This is a genomic window from Paenibacillus sp. G34 (assembly GCF_056856875.1).
This window is the reverse complement of record NZ_CM166469.1, coordinates 5,357,367-5,374,174: the sequence shown is the minus strand read 5'-3', so window position 1 is coordinate 5,374,174 and position 16,808 is coordinate 5,357,367. Positions and strand designations below refer to the sequence as shown.

Genomic DNA, 16,808 nt, shown 5'->3' with positions numbered 1-16,808 from the left:
AAACGCTTTCGTTAATATCCTTAAAAAGTAAAATTAAACTTTATATAGAATTATTAGTGTTGATAAGTTTTAAATATCTCTGATTTTAACGGATAAATGTCTGACTTTAGAGGGGGATATCTAATTTTTATATGATTTTCTCTAAAATCCAGATGGTATTTTGAAAACGCTCTATCGATTATGATTATTTTATAAAAACAGAGGAGGGGGAACGGAGATGGAAACGCTAACAAAGAAATCCGCTTCCGCGAAAAGAGGCAGTGACTCCCAGCCGCCATTGAAGCCAAGGCGTAACGGAGTTTGGGACAGAATGAAACAACAGAAATATCTTTATCTTATGTCATTGCCATTCGTCGCTTGGGTTTTTGTATTTAACTATCTTCCGCTATGGGGATGGACGATGGCTTTTCAAAACTATAAACCTGCCAGGTCGTTTGGTGAACAGGACTGGGTTGGTTTTAAACACTTTGTAGAATTGTTCAGTGATGACAGGTTCTATCTGGTGCTTCGAAATACACTTGCGATGAGTTTGATGGGACTGGTTGTCGGTTTTATCGTGCCGATTTTCTTCGCGATCCTCCTGAACGAAATGAAAGGCATGTTCTTCAAACGGGCTGTACAGACCGTATCGTACCTGCCTCACTTTGTATCCTGGGTCGTTGTTGCGGGGATTATTACCAAGATGCTGTCCACGGATGGAGGCATTATCAATGACCTGCTCATCGGTCTCAACATTATTGATCAGCCCATTCAGTTTATGGCCAAAGGGAACCTGTTCTGGTACATTGTAACCGCTTCAGATATGTGGAAGGAAACGGGCTGGAATGCGATCATCTATCTGGCGGCCATCACAGGTATTGACCAAGAACTGTATGAAGCATCCCGTGTAGACGGTGCAAACCGTTTTAGACAGATGTGGCATATTACACTGCCAGGTATCCGGACGACGATTTCTGTATTGTTCATCATGTCCATCGGACATTTGATCAGCATCGGTTTTGAGAAACAATTTTTGCTACAGAACAGTCTGGTCCTGGATTACTCGGAAGTCCTTGATCTCTACGCACTCAATTACGGTTTGAATATGGGCCGATTCTCGTATGGTACAGCGATAGGTATCTTTAACTCTGTTGTCAGTATCATCCTGTTGTTTACGGCCAACGGGTTGTTCAAAAAATTCACCAAAGAAAGCATCATGTAGGGAGGGGGAGACATTATGGCGAACAAAACATTCAATGCCACACGGGGCGATAAAGTGTTCGATATATTCAATATCCTCGCGATGACCATGGTGCTGATTGTAACGCTCTATCCGTTCCTTAACGTACTGGCGATCTCGCTCAATAACTCGGCAGATACGGTACGCGGCGGAATTTACTTATGGCCTCGTGAATTTACATTACAGAATTATCAGACGATCTTCCAGTATGAAGGTTTGCTCCAGGGCTTGAAAATCTCCATTATGCGTACGCTCGTAGGTACACTGCTTGGACTGATCAGTTCTTCCATGATCGCATTTACGCTGAGCAGACCTGACTTCGGTCTTCGGAAATTTGTATCTACAACACTGGCGCTGACGATGTATTTCTCGGGTGGTCTGATTCCGGTATACATCCTGATGCGTGACCTGAACCTGATCGGTACATTCTGGGTATACGTATTGCCTGGTATGATCAGTGCCTGGAACGTATTTATCATCCGTTCATTCATTGACGGTCTGCCTTATGCTTTGCAGGAATCAGCCAAGCTGGACGGTGCAAATGATTTTAAAATCTATTACAGCATTATTTTGCCGCTCTGTAAGCCGGTACTGGCAACTATTGCTTTGTTCCTGGCAGTGGGTCAGTGGAATGCGTGGTTCGATACGTATCTGTATAACGGCTCTAAAGCACATCTGACGACATTGCAATATGAGTTGATGAAAGTGTTGCAAAGTACACAACAAGGTTCGGGAGCCGGACGAAATGCGAATGATATGGCACAGCAAATGACGCAAATCTCTCCAGAATCCATCAAAATGGCAATTACGATTGTAGTCACGGTTCCGATTCTGATTGTGTATCCGTTCCTGCAAAAGTACTTTGTTGGCGGGATGACGCTTGGCGCCGTAAAAGCATAGACCTATATCCGGATGTAAAGACTGGCTTAATAATGGATTGTACACCTATAATAAAGTGCTTATAAAGATAAGCTCAGAATATCCTCACTGCTGCCATACGGGTCAAATGTAGGATTGTCGGCCGCGGCGGCAGAGGACATTCATGAAGCTATAGAGAGGAACAGATTGTTCCGTATAAGGCAGACGTATGAAATAGGGAGGATTACCATTATGTCCAGTTTCAAATGGAAGGTCACACTGGCGCCGGTTCTGGCTTTGCTATTGCTTACAGCTTGTGATGGAGGTGTCGGCAGTAAACCGTCGCTTACGGATACAAGCGGGGCACGGGATGCACCATCTTCACTTACATTTGATTTTTTTAGTGTTGATCCCAGTCCGAACTGGAATGACATGAAGGATGAGGTTGGCAAGGTCATTACAGCCAAAACAGGCATCACCCTGAACGGCGAATTTGCCGTTAGCGGGGGGCAAGATAGAATATCGCTGATGGCAGCAAGTCGAGACTACCCAGATATCGTTTCACCCAAGGGTGAGCTTAGCAAGCTGGTGGATGCTGGGGCGATGCTCGACCTGACAGACCTGATTGAACAACACGCTCCCAACCTGAAGAAGCTATATGGTAATTACATGGATCGGTTGAAATACAGTAACGAGGATCAAGCTATTTATGTGCTTCCAACGTACTATGCGGTGGATCAGAAGTATTTTGACGCTGGCGGCGGATTCGGTATTCAGCATCGTGTGCTGAAGGAGTTAGGATACCCGCAGGTTCGTACACTTCAGGATTATGAAAATATCTTGCGAGCTTACAGCGAAAAACACCCCATGACGGATGGTCAGCCGACCATTCCGTTAACGCTGGATGCTGACAACTGGAGAATCATGATCACCGTTACGAATCCTGCTTTTCTGGCTACAGGCGCGCCGGATGACGGCGAATACTACATTGATCCAGTTACCTATGAAGCGAAGCTACATTATAAGCGCCCAGAGGAAAAGGAGTACTTCCGCTGGTTGAACCATATGTATAACGAAGGTTTGCTGGATCAGGAAAGCTTTGTACAAAAATCAGATCAGTATAAATCCAAGATTGCGAGTGGACGCGTACTGGGCCTGATTGATCAGGATTGGGGATACGCTGACGCTGAGGACGCATTGAAATCGGCGGGCAGAGCGGAGGCAACCTATTCACATTTTCCGGTGACCTTGTCCGAAGACATGAAGGATCATTCTTTTCAAGACACGGGATTTGTATCAGGCTGGGGAATTGGTATAACGACTTCTAACCCTGATCCGGTGCGTACCATCCAGTTCTTTGACTATTTGGCTTCCGAAGAGGGTCAGATCTTGATGAACTGGGGAATTCAAGGCAAGCACTACGAGATCAAGGATGGCAAACGTGTAATTCCTGCAGAAGTCCAGGATCAAAAAACAAACCATGCTTCTGCCTTCCAGAGAGAGTCTGGCATTGGACTATATAAAAATATGTCTGGACGTTACGGGGATGGTGTAAAAGATTCGACTGATAATTATTATACGACGAATTTTCCTGAGCAAATTCAGGCTTCATATACCCAGGCGGAGAAAGAGACCCTACGGGCATATGGTGCATCCACTTGGAAGGACCTGTTTCCAAAGGAAGAGGAATTCCCGGTTAAACCTTGGGGGGCTGCATATAACATGCCTACACCAGGAGACTCCGACTATAATGTCATTTTCCAGAAAACACAGGATATTATTCGCAAACGGATTCCCGAAGCTGTCTTAAGTCCAGCCGATAAGTTTGATGCCATGTATGATGGCATGATCGCTGAACTGAATCAGGCGGGAGCAGAAAAAATGGAAAAACAATATACCACATTGATTCAAAATCGTGTTCGTTTGTGGAACACTGATTAGTGCTGAAGTCGTACAGACTTATCCACTTGAAAAATAAAACAGAACCCGGACTATCGGGTTTCTTTTATAACGAAAACGTTTTAGCTAAACCGTTTTAGAGTTAAAAAAATAGCTATTGACAAGGATTTTTTTAACCTTTATGATTCAACTGTGAAAGCACTTACAATAACCTGTACACGATTGAACAGCTCGCTATCATGAACGAAACTGATCCACTTGAGAGTAAGCAAAAGTATGGTTAGGTCAGATTTGCATCCCTTATTCACTGGAAATTAAGTAAGCGCTTTTAATGATATTGGATCTGAGAAGAAGACTGGATTCACCCGAATATGGTATGAGCAGGCGAGCCCTGTTGTACAAATACACAGCTTCATTTTATCCAAAAGGGGGATTATACATGAAGGGCAGAACACCAAAAACATTTGCTATGCTTTTGTTAGCCAGCGCTCTTGCTGTGACAGCAGCATGCAGCAACGGAGGAAAATCAGCTGAAGAAAAACCGGTGGACACGGGCGATACAACAACGCCAATCACTTTTACATTCTTTGGAGCAGATGCGAGTCCAAACTGGAACAACATGAAGGATGCTGTCGGGCAAGAGATTACAAAGGCAACGGGTGTTACGCTTGAAGCTGAATTTGATGTGAATAACGGCGGCGATCAGAAGATTCCTCTCATGGCTGCAAGTGGTGATTACCCTGATATTATCTATCCTAAAGGAAACCTGTCGAAGCTAGTGGATGCAGGTGCAATGCTTGATCTGACCGATCTGATTGAGGAGCATGCACCTAACCTTAAAAAAATCTATGGTGACCAGATGAACCGTCTGAAATATAGCAATGAAGATCAGAAAATTTACACGATTCCAACGAATATGGGTGTAGGTAACGTAGCATTCGATGCTACCGGCGGATTCGAGATTCAGCAGAAAGTGTTGAAAGAGCTGGGTTATCCCGAAGTGAAAACCCTTGAAGATTATGAAAACGTGCTACGCACTTATTATGAGAAACATCCAACCATTGATGGTCAGCCTACCATTCCGCTGACGCTGAATGCGGATGACTGGAAGATTATGATTACGGTTACAAACCCCGCCTTCCAAGCAACTGGCGGACCAGACGATGGTGAATATTATATTGATCCGGAAACATATGAAGCAAAGCTGCACTACAAACGTCCAGAGGAGAAAGAATACTTCCGCTGGTTGAACAAAATGTACAACGAAGGGCTCTTGGATAAAGATACGTTTGTTCAGAAGGATGACCAGTATAAGTCCAAAATCGCCAGTGGCCGCGTTCTGGGTCTGATCGACCAGGAGTGGAACTATGGCGAAGCAGAGAATGCGCTGAAGTCCAAAAACAACGGCGAGAGCACATATGCTCACTTCTCCGTTTCCCTGAACAAAGACATTGTAGATCACACATTCCAGCCAACAGGTTTTGACGGTTACGGCATCGGGATTACAAAATCTGCGAAAGATCCGGTTCGGATCATCAAATTTATGGATTGGCTTGCCTCCGATGAAGGTCAGGTGCTCCGGTACTGGGGTGTAGAGAACCAGCATTACAAAGTCGAGAATGGAAAACGCATCGTACCAGATGATGTGCAGGATCGCAAAATTAACGATAACTCCGCGTTCACGAAAGAGTCTGGAGTCGGCATGTATAACATCTTTAGCGCCAGATATGGTGATGGTATGAAAGATTCCACAGACAACTACTATACAACGAACTTCCCTGAACAGATTCAGGCGGGATATACAGCGGCGGAGAAAGAAACGTTGAAAGCGTATGGCATTACGACATGGAAAGATTTCTTCCCATCTGAGGATGAGTTGAAACTGAAGGATTGGGGTGCAGCATATAACATGCCGGTGCCTTCCGATACCGAATACAATGTAACTTTCCAAAAAACACAGGATATTATCCGCAAACGCATACCGGAAGCGATTTTGGCGAAACCGGATCAATTTGACAGTCTGTATGACGGACTACTGGCTGAACTGGATAAAGCAGGCGCAGTGGAGATGGAAAAACAATATACCGTCTGGATCAAAGATCGTGTATCCCTCTGGACAGGTAAAGATGTGAAATAAGTTTCAGTACCATCTATCGATTGGAGCATATGTCCTGATCAAAATTCATGAATAAGCTTCGCTTATAAAAGACGTGGTATTCGCAGGCCTCAAGCCTGTTATACAGATAAAACCTTCATAAATAGGGGAGATAGACAAATGAGAGGCAAAATGAAAGTCAGAATGACAGCTAAGACACCTAAGACGTTTGCAATGTTAATGTTGGCTAGTGCAATGTTGGTTACGGCTGGATGCGGTAACTCCGGTAGTAAAGAGACTACCGAATCCAGTGGTACCGACCCGATTACGATCTCGTTCTTTGGTGCTGACCCAAGTCCAACCTGGAACAATATGCAGGATGCCGTTGGTAAAGAGATTACGAAGCAAACAGGCGTTACGATTGAAGCGGAGTATGATGTCAACAATGGCGGTGATCAGAAGGTTGCGCTGATGGCAGCCAGCGGCGATTATCCGGATATGATTTTCCCAAAAGGAAACTTGTCGAAGCTTGTGGATGCCGGAGCCATGGTTGACCTCACGGATCTGATTGAGAAGCATGCTCCCAACCTGAAAAAAATCTATGGTGACCAGATGAATCGTCTGAAATACAGCACCGAAGATCAAGCGATCTATACGATCCCGACCAACATGGGGGTAGATAACGTTGTCTTTGATGCTACGGGCGGATTCGAAATCCAGCAAAAGGTACTGAAAGAACTGGGTTACCCGGAAGTGAAAACACTGGAGGACTACGAAAACGTACTCCGTGCGTATTATGAGAAACACCCTACTATCGACGGCCAGCCAACGATTCCTCTGACGCTGAATGCTGATGATTGGAAAATCATGATTACCGTTACGAATCCGGCCTTCCAGGCAACGGGTGCACCGGATGATGGTGAATACTACATTAACCCTGAAACGTATGAAGCGATGCTTCACTACAAACGTCCAGAGGAGAAAGAGTATTTCCGCTGGTTGAACAAAATGTACAACGAAGGTCTGTTGGACAAAGATACATTTGTGCAAAAAGATGACCAGTACAAGTCCAAAATTGCCAGCGGCCGTGTTCTGGGTCTGATTGATCAGGAGTGGAACTATGGTGAAGCCGAGAATGCTCTCAAATCCGCAGGTAAGGATGACAGCACGTATGCTCACTTCTCCGTCTCACTGAACAAGGACATCGTAGACCACACGTTCCAACCAACCGGTTTTGACGGTTACGGCATCGGAATCACGACGTCTGCCAAAGATCCGGTTCGCATCATCAAGTTCATGGATTGGCTCGCATCCGATGAAGGTCAAGTCCTGAGAAACTGGGGAATTGAAAACGAGCACTACAAAGTAGAGGATGGCAAACGTGTCGTTCCACAGGATATACAGGATCGCAAAGTTAACGATAACTCCGCATTTACCAAAGAAACGGGTATTGGCATGTATAACATTTTTAGTGCCAGATACGGTGATGGCGTGAAGGATGCAACGGACAATTATTTCACGACTAACTTCCCGGAACAGATTCAGGCCGGATATACGGCAGCTGAGAAGGAAACGTTGAAAGCTTATGGTATTAACACATGGAAGGATTTCTATCCTGCTGAAGACGATCTGAAGCTGAAAGAGTGGGGGGCAGCGTATAATATGCCTGTACCTTCCGGCACAGATTACAGTGTGAAATTCCAGAAAACCCAGGATATCGTTCGCAAACGTATTCCTGAAGCTGTTCTGACTTCACCAGCAAATTTTGATGCAACCTATGATTCATTCCTCGCTGAACTGGACAAAGCTGGTGCAGTGGAGATGGAGAAACAATACACGGAGTGGATCAAAGATCGTGTATCTCTGTGGACAGGTAAAGATGTGAAATAATAAAGTTACTTCTTCATTCAAGTTAAAATTAGTCCGAAAAGGCCCTCACTGCGAGGGTCTTTTTGTATAGAACTGTGAGTAGAAGCATTGACGACATTTTTGAAATCGAATATAATCCTCTTATTGTAAGCACTTCCAGCCAGAAAAAGGGATGGATCTAAAGTAGTTTTATGCTTTAACAGGAGTCAGCTTAAATAATAAGGTATAACATTTTTATTTTTTTAATTTTTCGAAAACGTTTTAGGAAACCAGTTTCGCTCAATGCCTTATTTTTAAATCAGCAATGATCGAGACGGAATCATGCCTCACCGAAGGATCTATCATTATAGAATGGCCGCGAGATAGACAATCCGCGTGTCATCAGAGACGGAGGACATATCCATGACCATTTTCCAATTCCCGCAAGATTTCCGCTGGGGAACCGCAACGGCATCCTATCAGATTGAAGGTGCAGCGCAAGAGGGGGGACGGGGAGTATCCATCTGGGATACATTTGCACGTACGCCTGGTAAAGTATTCAACGGTGACAATGGCGACGTTGCTTGTGACAGCTATCACCGCTATGAAGAAGATATCGCACTGATGAAAAAGCTCGGCATTAACACATATCGTTTCTCTATTGCCTGGCCGCGCGTTATTCCGGATGGGGATGGAGAGATCAACCGTGAAGGATTGGATTTCTACCATCGTTTTGTAGATGCCCTGCTGGATGCAGGAATTGAACCGTTTCTCACCCTATACCACTGGGATCTACCGCAGACACTTGAGGATGATGGGGGCTGGGGAAACCGCAGAACGGTGGATGCGTTTGTCAAATATGCGGAAGTGATCTTTAAAGAGTTTTCAGGCAAAATCAACTTCTGGTTGACCTTCAATGAACCATGGTGTATCGCGTTCCTGTCCAACATGCTCGGCATTCATGCGCCAGGCAATAAAGATGTGCAAACGGCAATTAACGTGGCTCATGGTCTACTCGTTGCACATGGTAAAGCTGTTCAGTCCTTCCGTCGTATGGGCATTACCGGTCAGATCGGTATCGCTCCCAATGTATGCTGGGCAGAGCCTTACAGCAAGTCTCCTGAAGATCAGGCAGCATGTGACCGTTCTATTGCACTGAACACGGACTGGTTCCTTGATCCCATCTATAAAGGCTCATATCCTCAGTTTCTGGTGGACTGGTTTGCAGAAGCGGGAGCGACTGTACCGATTCAAGATGGTGATATGGAAATTATTTCAGAGCCAATTGACCTGTTGGGGATTAACTATTATACGATGGGCATTAACCGTTTTAATCCGGAAGCGGGTGTGCTTCAATCCGAAGAAATGAACATGGGCTTGATTAAAACGGACATCGGCTGGCCGGTAGAATCACGCGGTTTATATGAATTCATGCATTATTTGCAAAAGTACGGTAACGGGGATGTGTATATCACGGAGAATGGTGCATGTATTAACGATGATCTGGAGAACGGCAAAATTAACGATGATCGCCGCATTTCTTATTATGAACAACATTTGGCTCAAATCCACCGCATTATCAATGATGGCATTAACCTGAAAGGGTATATGGCTTGGTCGCTGATGGATAATTATGAATGGGCTGAAGGTTACCGGATGCGCTTTGGTTTGGTGCATGTTGATTTCCGCTCGCTTGTGAGAACGCCTAAGGAAAGTTTTTACTGGTATCAGAGCGTGATCAAGAACAATTGGCTGGAAACCCGGAACTAAGCTTTGAACAAATGTATCTTTAACAGAAACTATTTTTTTCTACTATTATATGGGCGGTTCTGTCGGACTTCTAAGGCAGACCGTCTTTTTCTTATTCTAACGATCTCAGATGAGCTTATTCGAGCGAAATAGAGCCTTCTGAAATTGTAACGATCTCCACAAAGCTTATTTTAACAAAAACAGAAGAAACAAGCCCAATTTAGAACCAAACGACTCAAATAAGCTATCCTGTGATCGTTAGAAAATAAAAAGGTGTGATATACCCTAAATGGCGTCTCGGGTGATCGTTAGAAAAACGATGCTCCGTAGTAGCCGTCGCAGCATCTCAAACAATTCCAATCTAACTTTTTCTTCGCTTAACTAAAAGAACAGAACAGATAATCGTTAAGCATCTCTGTCGTCACAAGTAAAGTTGAGATTTCTTAACTGTTCATAAGGGTTAACTGAATTTCTGTTATAAATGGATCGTTTTTGGGTTATAAGAAGTATGAAGATGGTGATAATAAGTTTGTCAATACAATTCAAAGAAATAAAGTGTCCAAAATGAGAAATAAATTTGAACATTTCTTGACTAAAAATCATACTGATGTGGTATATTGGTATTAGGAAAGCACTTACAAAAAGGGAAAAGGAAGTGTTTACTATGGCATCTAAAACAGCAATGGTCAGCCAATTGGAGCGTAAAGATAAAAATATGCATCGTGCAGTTTTGACGATGACGGTTCTGGCATGGGTAGCACTCATCACTGGAGTTGTACTTTGCCTGATCAACTTGAACGAATTCAATGATCGTAATTTAGGTTTAATGGTTGGGATTGGCTTTCTTGTAGGTAGCGTATTTATCTACGTGATTGCCAAAGCCATCGGTCTGGTTCATACACGTCAGGAAGATGAAGGCGCTGATTAATTATAATCTCGCGTAAAATTGTCCATAATAAGACTGGAATATTCCCCGGAATCCAGTCAATAAAGCCCTTTGCGGATTCGTTGACATTAGTTCAACGGGACTGCAAAGGGTTTTGTTTTGTGACGTGGAGTGTAAAGATTACGATGTACAAATATCAACCGATCAAGCGATTTGTGAGAAAAAATTCACACATTTGGGGTGTAAAATCGACAAATTTGTTAACAAGAATAAAAAAGTCGCTCGTTTCTGATATCTTTAGTAGGAAGAGAGTAGTATACTGATTTTTTAGTATTAGCGAATATTTAAGGAGAGGGGATCAAAATGAACAAGAAACCTAGGTCGCTTATCCGGATTATTATTCCGGTTGTCCTGACGTTGGTTACAATTGCATTGATTGTCTGGCCAATGCTGGCAGGCGGGCAGTATGTTGTTCTGGATCCGAAGGGGCCTATTGGCGCCGCACAGAAAGATTTGATTATTATTTCAACTCTTCTATGTGCTGTTGTCATCGTTCCTGTGTTGATTATGTCCGCTGTAATCGTTTGGCGTTACCGCGACAAGCCAGAAAACAAAAATGAGTACAAGCCAAACTGGTCTCATAGTACAAAGGCGGAGGTCATCTGGTGGACAATTCCGATTGTCATCATTGGACTATTGGCCATCGTTACAGTGCGCTACACTTATGATTTGGAGCCTTCCAAACCACTTGCGCATGAGAAAGAACCAATTACGATTCAGGTATCTTCACTGGATTGGAAATGGCTGTTCCTTTATCCTGAGCAGGGCATTGCAACAGTTAACACACTGAATATTCCTGCTGACCGGCCTGTGAAATTTGAGCTCACTGCAGATTCACCGATGAACTCGTTCTGGATTCCGCAATTGGGTGGACAAATTTACACGATGTCAGGAATGGCAATGACTTTGTATTTGCAAGCTGACCATGAGGGTAAATACTGGGGTTCAGGCGCGAACTTCACTGGTGAACACTTTGGCGAGATGCGTTTTGATGTTAATGCAACTTCGGACGAAGAGTTTGATAAATGGGTGAATGAAGTGAAGCAACAATCCCAACCAATGACACAAGATACGTATGATGCACTGGCTAAGCCAGGAACAAGTAACGTTGCTTACTACTCTGCGTTTCCTGAAGGTCTATTCCAGAAAATCGTGACTAAGTATGTTGTTGATGGTAAAAGTGCTCACAGCAAGCATGAAGGCTCAAGCTCAAACGAGTCGGCTGCTGGAGACAAATCCTTATCTGTACCGAAATTAAATACAAGTACGAATTAAAGATTCGAAAGGAGGCCCCCAATGTTAGAGAGATTAAAGGAGTTTGCATCTGAATTCTTCGTAACTGGTGATCCATTGATCTACGGTGCGATGGTAGCGATCGGGATTACGATGATTACGATTGTAGCGGTGCTGACTTATTTTAAAAAATGGGGCTGGCTCTGGCGTAACTGGTTAACTACTGTCGATCACAAAAAGATCGGTATTATGTATATCATTGCTTCCATTATCATGTTGTTCCGTGGTGGTGTGGATGCATTGATGATGCGTCTGCAGCTGGCTATGCCTAATATGGATTTCTTACATCCAGAACACTATAATCAGGTCTTCACAACACATGGTACGATCATGATCCTGTTCATGGCGATGCCATTCATGTTCGGTTTGTTTAACGTTATTGTGCCGTTACAGATCGGAGCAAGGGACGTGGCATTCCCGTTCCTGAACGCACTGAGCTTCTGGTTATTCTTCTTGGGCGCAATGCTGTTCAACCTGTCCTTCGTCATCGGTGGTTCGCCGGATGCAGGATGGCTGAGTTATCCGCCTCTATCGGAGCTGTCGCACAGTCCGGGGGTAGGACAGAACTTCTATATATGGGGTATCCAGATATCGGGTATCGGTTCCCTGGCAACCGGTATCAACTTTATGGTTACCATCATTAAAATGCGTGCGCCAGGCATGAAATGGATGAAACTGCCGATGTTCACATGGTCGGTATTCTCCACTTGTATCATTATCTTGTTTGCATTCCCGATCTTGACAGTGACACTTGCATTGCTCTTCCTCGACAGGTTTGCCGGGGCGCATTTCTTCACACTTGATCTGGGCGGCAACCCAATGATGTATATCAACTTGATCTGGATGTGGGGTCACCCTGAGGTATACATTGTCGTCTTGCCGGCATTCGGTGTGTTCTCCGAGATCGTAAGTACGTTCTCGAAGAAGAAACTGTTTGGTTACAAATCGATGGTATTCGCGATGCTGATCATCAGCTTCCTGTCCTTCTTCACATGGGCGCATCACTTCTTCACGATGGGTTCCGGCGCGGACGTTAATGCATTCTTCGCGGTTACGACGATGTTGATTGCCATTCCAACAGGGGTTAAGATATTTAACTGGCTGTTTACGATGTATAAAGGAAGGATACGCATGGCCACTCCGATGATGTGGACACTTGCCTTTATCCCGTGCTTTATCGTCGGGGGAATGACGGGCGTTCTGTTATCCGTTGCTCCTGCTGACTTCCAGTTCCACAACAGTTACTTCCTGATTGCCCACTTCCACCAAGTATTGATCGGTGGCGTTGTCTTCGGATACTTCGCAGGTCTGTACTACTGGTGGCCAAAAATGTTCGGTTTCCAACTCGAAGAGAAACTGGGCAAATGGGCATTCTGGACTTGGAATATTGGTTTCTATGTCTGCTTCATGCCGCAGTACGCTGTCGGTCTGATGGGTATGACACGTCGTCTGAGCACATACGGCTGGGATACTGGCTGGTGGGAACTGAACTTCGTATCGACGATCGGGGCATTCCTGATGGGTGTCGGATTCCTGTTCCAAGTTGCACAAATTGCAGACGGTATTCGTAAATACAAAACGCTCAAAGCTTCTGGCGATCCATGGGATGGTCGTACGCTCGAGTGGTCCATTCCTTCACCAGCTCCAGAGTACAACTTCGCTGTTACTCCGCGCGGAGATGATATTGATGAGTGGTGGGAAGAGAAAGAACGTCGTGCGAAAGGCATTCATCCGCCTGAGCCTGTATATGCGCCAATTCATATGCCGAAGAATTCTTCTATTCCGTTCATCATGTCTGTCTTCTGGTTCGTAGCCGGTTTCGGTTTCGTCTTTGGATGGCTGTGGATGGCAATTCTCGGACTGGCTGGCGTGGGTATCTGCATGATTGCGCGTTCCTTCTCTTACGATACGGATTACTATATTCCGGTCGATGAGATCAAGCGTACCGAAGCGTCGTTAAGGGGGTCGGTATAGATGGCTCAAGCAGCCGCTAAGCACGGTGAGAATCATGCACACGGTCATGACCATGACCACCATGATCCACAGGAAATGAAAATTCTCGGATTCTGGTTCTTCCTGATTTCCGACGTCATCCTGTTCTCCGTATTGTTCGCAACCTTCATTGTGTTGCGTGACAATACGGCGGGCGGACCGATTTTGTCTGAATTGATTAAAATGCCTGGTGTCATTGCTGAAACATTCCTCTTGCTCACAAGTTCATTCACGAGCGGACTTGCTGTTCTGGCTATGAACCAAGGCAAAGTGAAACAATTGATTAACTGGCTGATCGTTACAGCCGTTCTGGGCGCAGGCTTCCTTGCACTGGAAATTTATGAGTTTGTTGAGATGGTTCACGAAGGATTCAGCTACACAACAAGTGCAGCGTCCGGCGCGTTCTTTACCCTCGTAGGTACTCACGGACTTCACGTATCGCTCGGTCTGATCTGGATGATCGGACTGATGTTCCAGCTGAAAAAACGGGGTATTACCGATGTAACTCGTGGTAAAATCAACGTAATCAGCTTGTACTGGCACTTCTTGGACGTCGTGTGGATTTTCCTCCTTACGATCGTCTATCTGATGGGGGTGATGTAGATGGCAGGGCACAACGCACATGATTCCCATGGACATGAACAACATGGCTCATTGAAGTCTTATGTCGTCGGTTTCATTCTGTCCATCGTTCTGACCATCATTCCTCTGGTAGTGGTGCTGAACGACATGATGGGCAAAACAGGAACGATGGTTGTTATTCTTGGTACAGCAGCACTTCAGTTTGTGGTTCAACTCTTCTTCTTCATGCATATCCGTGAAACAGAGAAACCACGCTGGAATGTGATGGCCCTTATTTTCGGATTGCTGATGATGTTGACCATCGTTATTGGTTCGATCTGGATCATGCTGAACAACGCAGTTGCACATTAATATGTTTTAACGAGAACCTTCTTGTCTGTATTGCAGACGGGAAGGTTCTTTTTTTGGATTTTAGCAGAGATGTTAGTCTGGTTTAGGACAATTATATTAGGGTGTGTATGAAAACGCTGAAGGCAACCAACTTTGTTGAATTTTCGTTCCAAGCCAGGAAGCTTTCTGTAGGCGTGCCGGGGCACGTCAATGTAAATTAACGTAGAAGAGGGCGAAAAGGCGGTAAAAGATGCACTTCCGTGAGTTCCAAGAAATGCACAGTTAGTATGATGTGGTTACATAGAAGGGGTATTGATGTTACGATAGTGTATATTTGGGTGTATATTTGGAATATTGACCCAGTTGTGGGGGGAGAAATTTTCAGGTGTTTTAGGAGAGAATAGAATGAAAGCAAAGGTTATACGATACTATCGTTTTGGTGAACCAACTGAAGTATTGCGTCTAGAGGAAAAAGAAGTGCTATTGCCCGGTCCGGGAGAATTAACAGTAAGAATGTCGCTCCGGCCCATCAATCCTTCCGATCTCATTCCCATTCGAGGAGCATATCCACATCGTACTTCTCTACCCGCTATTCCAGGTTTTGAAGGTGTAGGAGTAGTAGAATCCATAGGGAGCGGAGTATCCCATCACATGCTGGGACGCCGCGTCTTACCGTTGAAGGGTGAGAATACATGGCAGGAAGTAGTGAAGACTACAGCTCGATATGCTGTCATCGTGCCTGATGATATTTCTGATTCATCCGCTAGTCAGATTTATATTAACCCGATAACCGCTTGGTTGATCTGTACCCGCATACTGCATCTTACGTATGGTAATACATTGATCGTTAATGCCGGCGGCTCTGCAATCGGTCGTATTTTTGCACAATTAGCGAGAATTGTTGGTTTTCGAATGATTGCGCTTACAAGAAATGATCGTCACACTGCTGATTTACATCGTCTTGGTGCAGATCTCATCGTAAATACAACGAAGGATTTGCTCCAAGAGAGAATCATGGAATTTACAGAAGGTCGCGGTGCTGATGCAGCTGTAGACTGTATTGGAGGAACTGATGGAGAGCAGCTAGTGAGCTGTCTTAGACCACATGGCACGGTTATAAGTGCGGGACTGTTATCGGGTGTCACACCGTTATGGCATGAAGTAACCCGGGAAACACAAGTTCAGGTGAAACTTTTCTGGCTCAAACATTGGGTGGAACGCTGCTCGCAGGAGGAGTGGGAACGGGTATTCCATGATGTGATGCAGCTGGTTAAATCCGGGAGGTTGATCATGGCAGACATCGGAGCAAAGTTTGATTTAACGAATGTGCAACAAGCTATTGTAACTTTTGAATCTGATATTCAGGGGAAAGTGCTCTTGAAGAGCTAGAGTTGAGATTATTTGCGAGGTGATGATATGAAGATTGCAGAGAAGATAATATGTCTATGTATGTTGTGTATGGTTTTGGTTGTACTATCTGCTTGCTCGCAAAAAACGGTGAGTAACCAGAGGACGAATGATGTGGAGCTGAATCCTCCGGCGATTGAAGTTTCTTTACAGGAGGCGGAAGCCAGGGTTCCTTTTAAAATCAAGCAACCGGTCATCCCATTCGAAGTAACGGAACAATCCACTCGGCTTCTAGAAACGAATGGAACATACGAAGCGGTTGAAATTACCTATGTTAAGAAGGATGAAAATGCAAACGTGATTTTGCTGATAACCAACTCCAAGGTGGATACCCCTCCGACAGGCAAGAAAGGGCAGAAGTTAACTAACGGTTCGCAAACCTGGGATCAAGGAAATGGAGAGGTAAGTGCGATCTATTGGAGACATGAGGGGTTAACCTACACTGTGGTTTCTGGAAAAAACAATAATCTTGAACCTCTGTATGATTACGAGACTTTACTAGAAATAGCTAACACGATTCAATAATTTGGTTGAATCATAAAATAAGGGTACACAAATGATAGTAAATGAACTAAAATGAACTTATATGA

13 protein-coding genes are annotated in these 16,808 nt (G+C 44.6%); all 13 read left to right on the top strand.

The window, feature by feature from the left end:
• Positions 1-217: 217 nt before the first annotated feature.
• Positions 218-1,201 carry an ABC transporter permease gene (locus AC1VYS_RS24470; RefSeq protein ID WP_145334795.1) on the top strand — a complete coding sequence of 328 codons (984 nt, stop codon included), beginning with the start codon at positions 218-220 and terminating at the stop codon, positions 1,199-1,201.
• A 15-nt stretch (positions 1,202-1,216) separates the two neighbouring features.
• Positions 1,217-2,119, top strand: coding sequence for a carbohydrate ABC transporter permease (locus tag AC1VYS_RS24465; RefSeq protein WP_145334797.1), 903 nt, complete (start codon positions 1,217-1,219; stop codon positions 2,117-2,119).
• A 210-nt stretch (positions 2,120-2,329) separates the two neighbouring features.
• On the top strand, positions 2,330-4,018 hold the full coding sequence (locus tag AC1VYS_RS24460; protein ID WP_482911831.1) for an ABC transporter substrate-binding protein: 1,689 nt from the start codon (positions 2,330-2,332) through the stop codon (positions 4,016-4,018).
• A gap of 397 nt (positions 4,019-4,415) precedes the next feature.
• Entirely contained in the window at positions 4,416-6,113 is a 1,698-nt protein-coding gene (locus AC1VYS_RS24455) for an ABC transporter substrate-binding protein (protein WP_482911830.1), read from the top strand.
• Positions 6,114-6,275: 162 nt separating this feature from the next.
• Positions 6,276-7,961 (top strand): ABC transporter substrate-binding protein, encoded by a 1,686-nt coding sequence (locus AC1VYS_RS24450; protein ID WP_482915110.1) that lies wholly within the window; start codon positions 6,276-6,278, stop codon positions 7,959-7,961.
• Positions 7,962-8,342: 381 nt separating this feature from the next.
• Entirely contained in the window at positions 8,343-9,689 is a 1,347-nt protein-coding gene (locus AC1VYS_RS24445; protein ID WP_482911829.1) for a GH1 family beta-glucosidase, read from the top strand.
• 643 nt (positions 9,690-10,332) lie between these two features.
• Positions 10,333-10,596 (top strand): hypothetical protein, encoded by a 264-nt coding sequence (locus AC1VYS_RS24440; RefSeq protein ID WP_441929460.1) that lies wholly within the window; start codon positions 10,333-10,335, stop codon positions 10,594-10,596.
• Positions 10,597-10,917: 321 nt separating this feature from the next.
• Positions 10,918-11,889 (top strand): ubiquinol oxidase subunit II, encoded by a 972-nt coding sequence (cyoA, locus tag AC1VYS_RS24435; protein ID WP_482911828.1) that lies wholly within the window; start codon positions 10,918-10,920, stop codon positions 11,887-11,889.
• 21 nt (positions 11,890-11,910) lie between these two features.
• Positions 11,911-13,881: a cbb3-type cytochrome c oxidase subunit I gene (locus tag AC1VYS_RS24430; protein ID WP_482911827.1), complete on the top strand. Its 1,971-nt coding sequence runs from the start codon at positions 11,911-11,913 to the stop codon at positions 13,879-13,881.
• On the top strand, positions 13,882-14,502 hold the full coding sequence (gene cyoC / locus AC1VYS_RS24425; RefSeq protein ID WP_464678416.1) for a cytochrome o ubiquinol oxidase subunit III: 621 nt from the start codon (positions 13,882-13,884) through the stop codon (positions 14,500-14,502). It begins immediately after the preceding gene.
• Positions 14,503-14,832, top strand: a complete 330-nt coding sequence (gene cyoD / locus AC1VYS_RS24420; protein ID WP_441929464.1) for a cytochrome o ubiquinol oxidase subunit IV — start codon at positions 14,503-14,505, stop codon at positions 14,830-14,832.
• A gap of 384 nt (positions 14,833-15,216) precedes the next feature.
• Complete coding sequence (locus tag AC1VYS_RS24415) at positions 15,217-16,200, top strand: zinc-dependent alcohol dehydrogenase family protein (protein ID WP_482911826.1); 984 nt, start codon at positions 15,217-15,219, stop codon at positions 16,198-16,200.
• A gap of 132 nt (positions 16,201-16,332) precedes the next feature.
• The gene (locus AC1VYS_RS24410) at positions 16,333-16,743 is read left to right on the top strand and encodes a hypothetical protein (RefSeq protein ID WP_482934424.1); all 411 of its coding nucleotides are present in this window, start codon (positions 16,333-16,335) and stop codon (positions 16,741-16,743) included.
• Positions 16,744-16,808 lie beyond the last annotated feature (65 nt).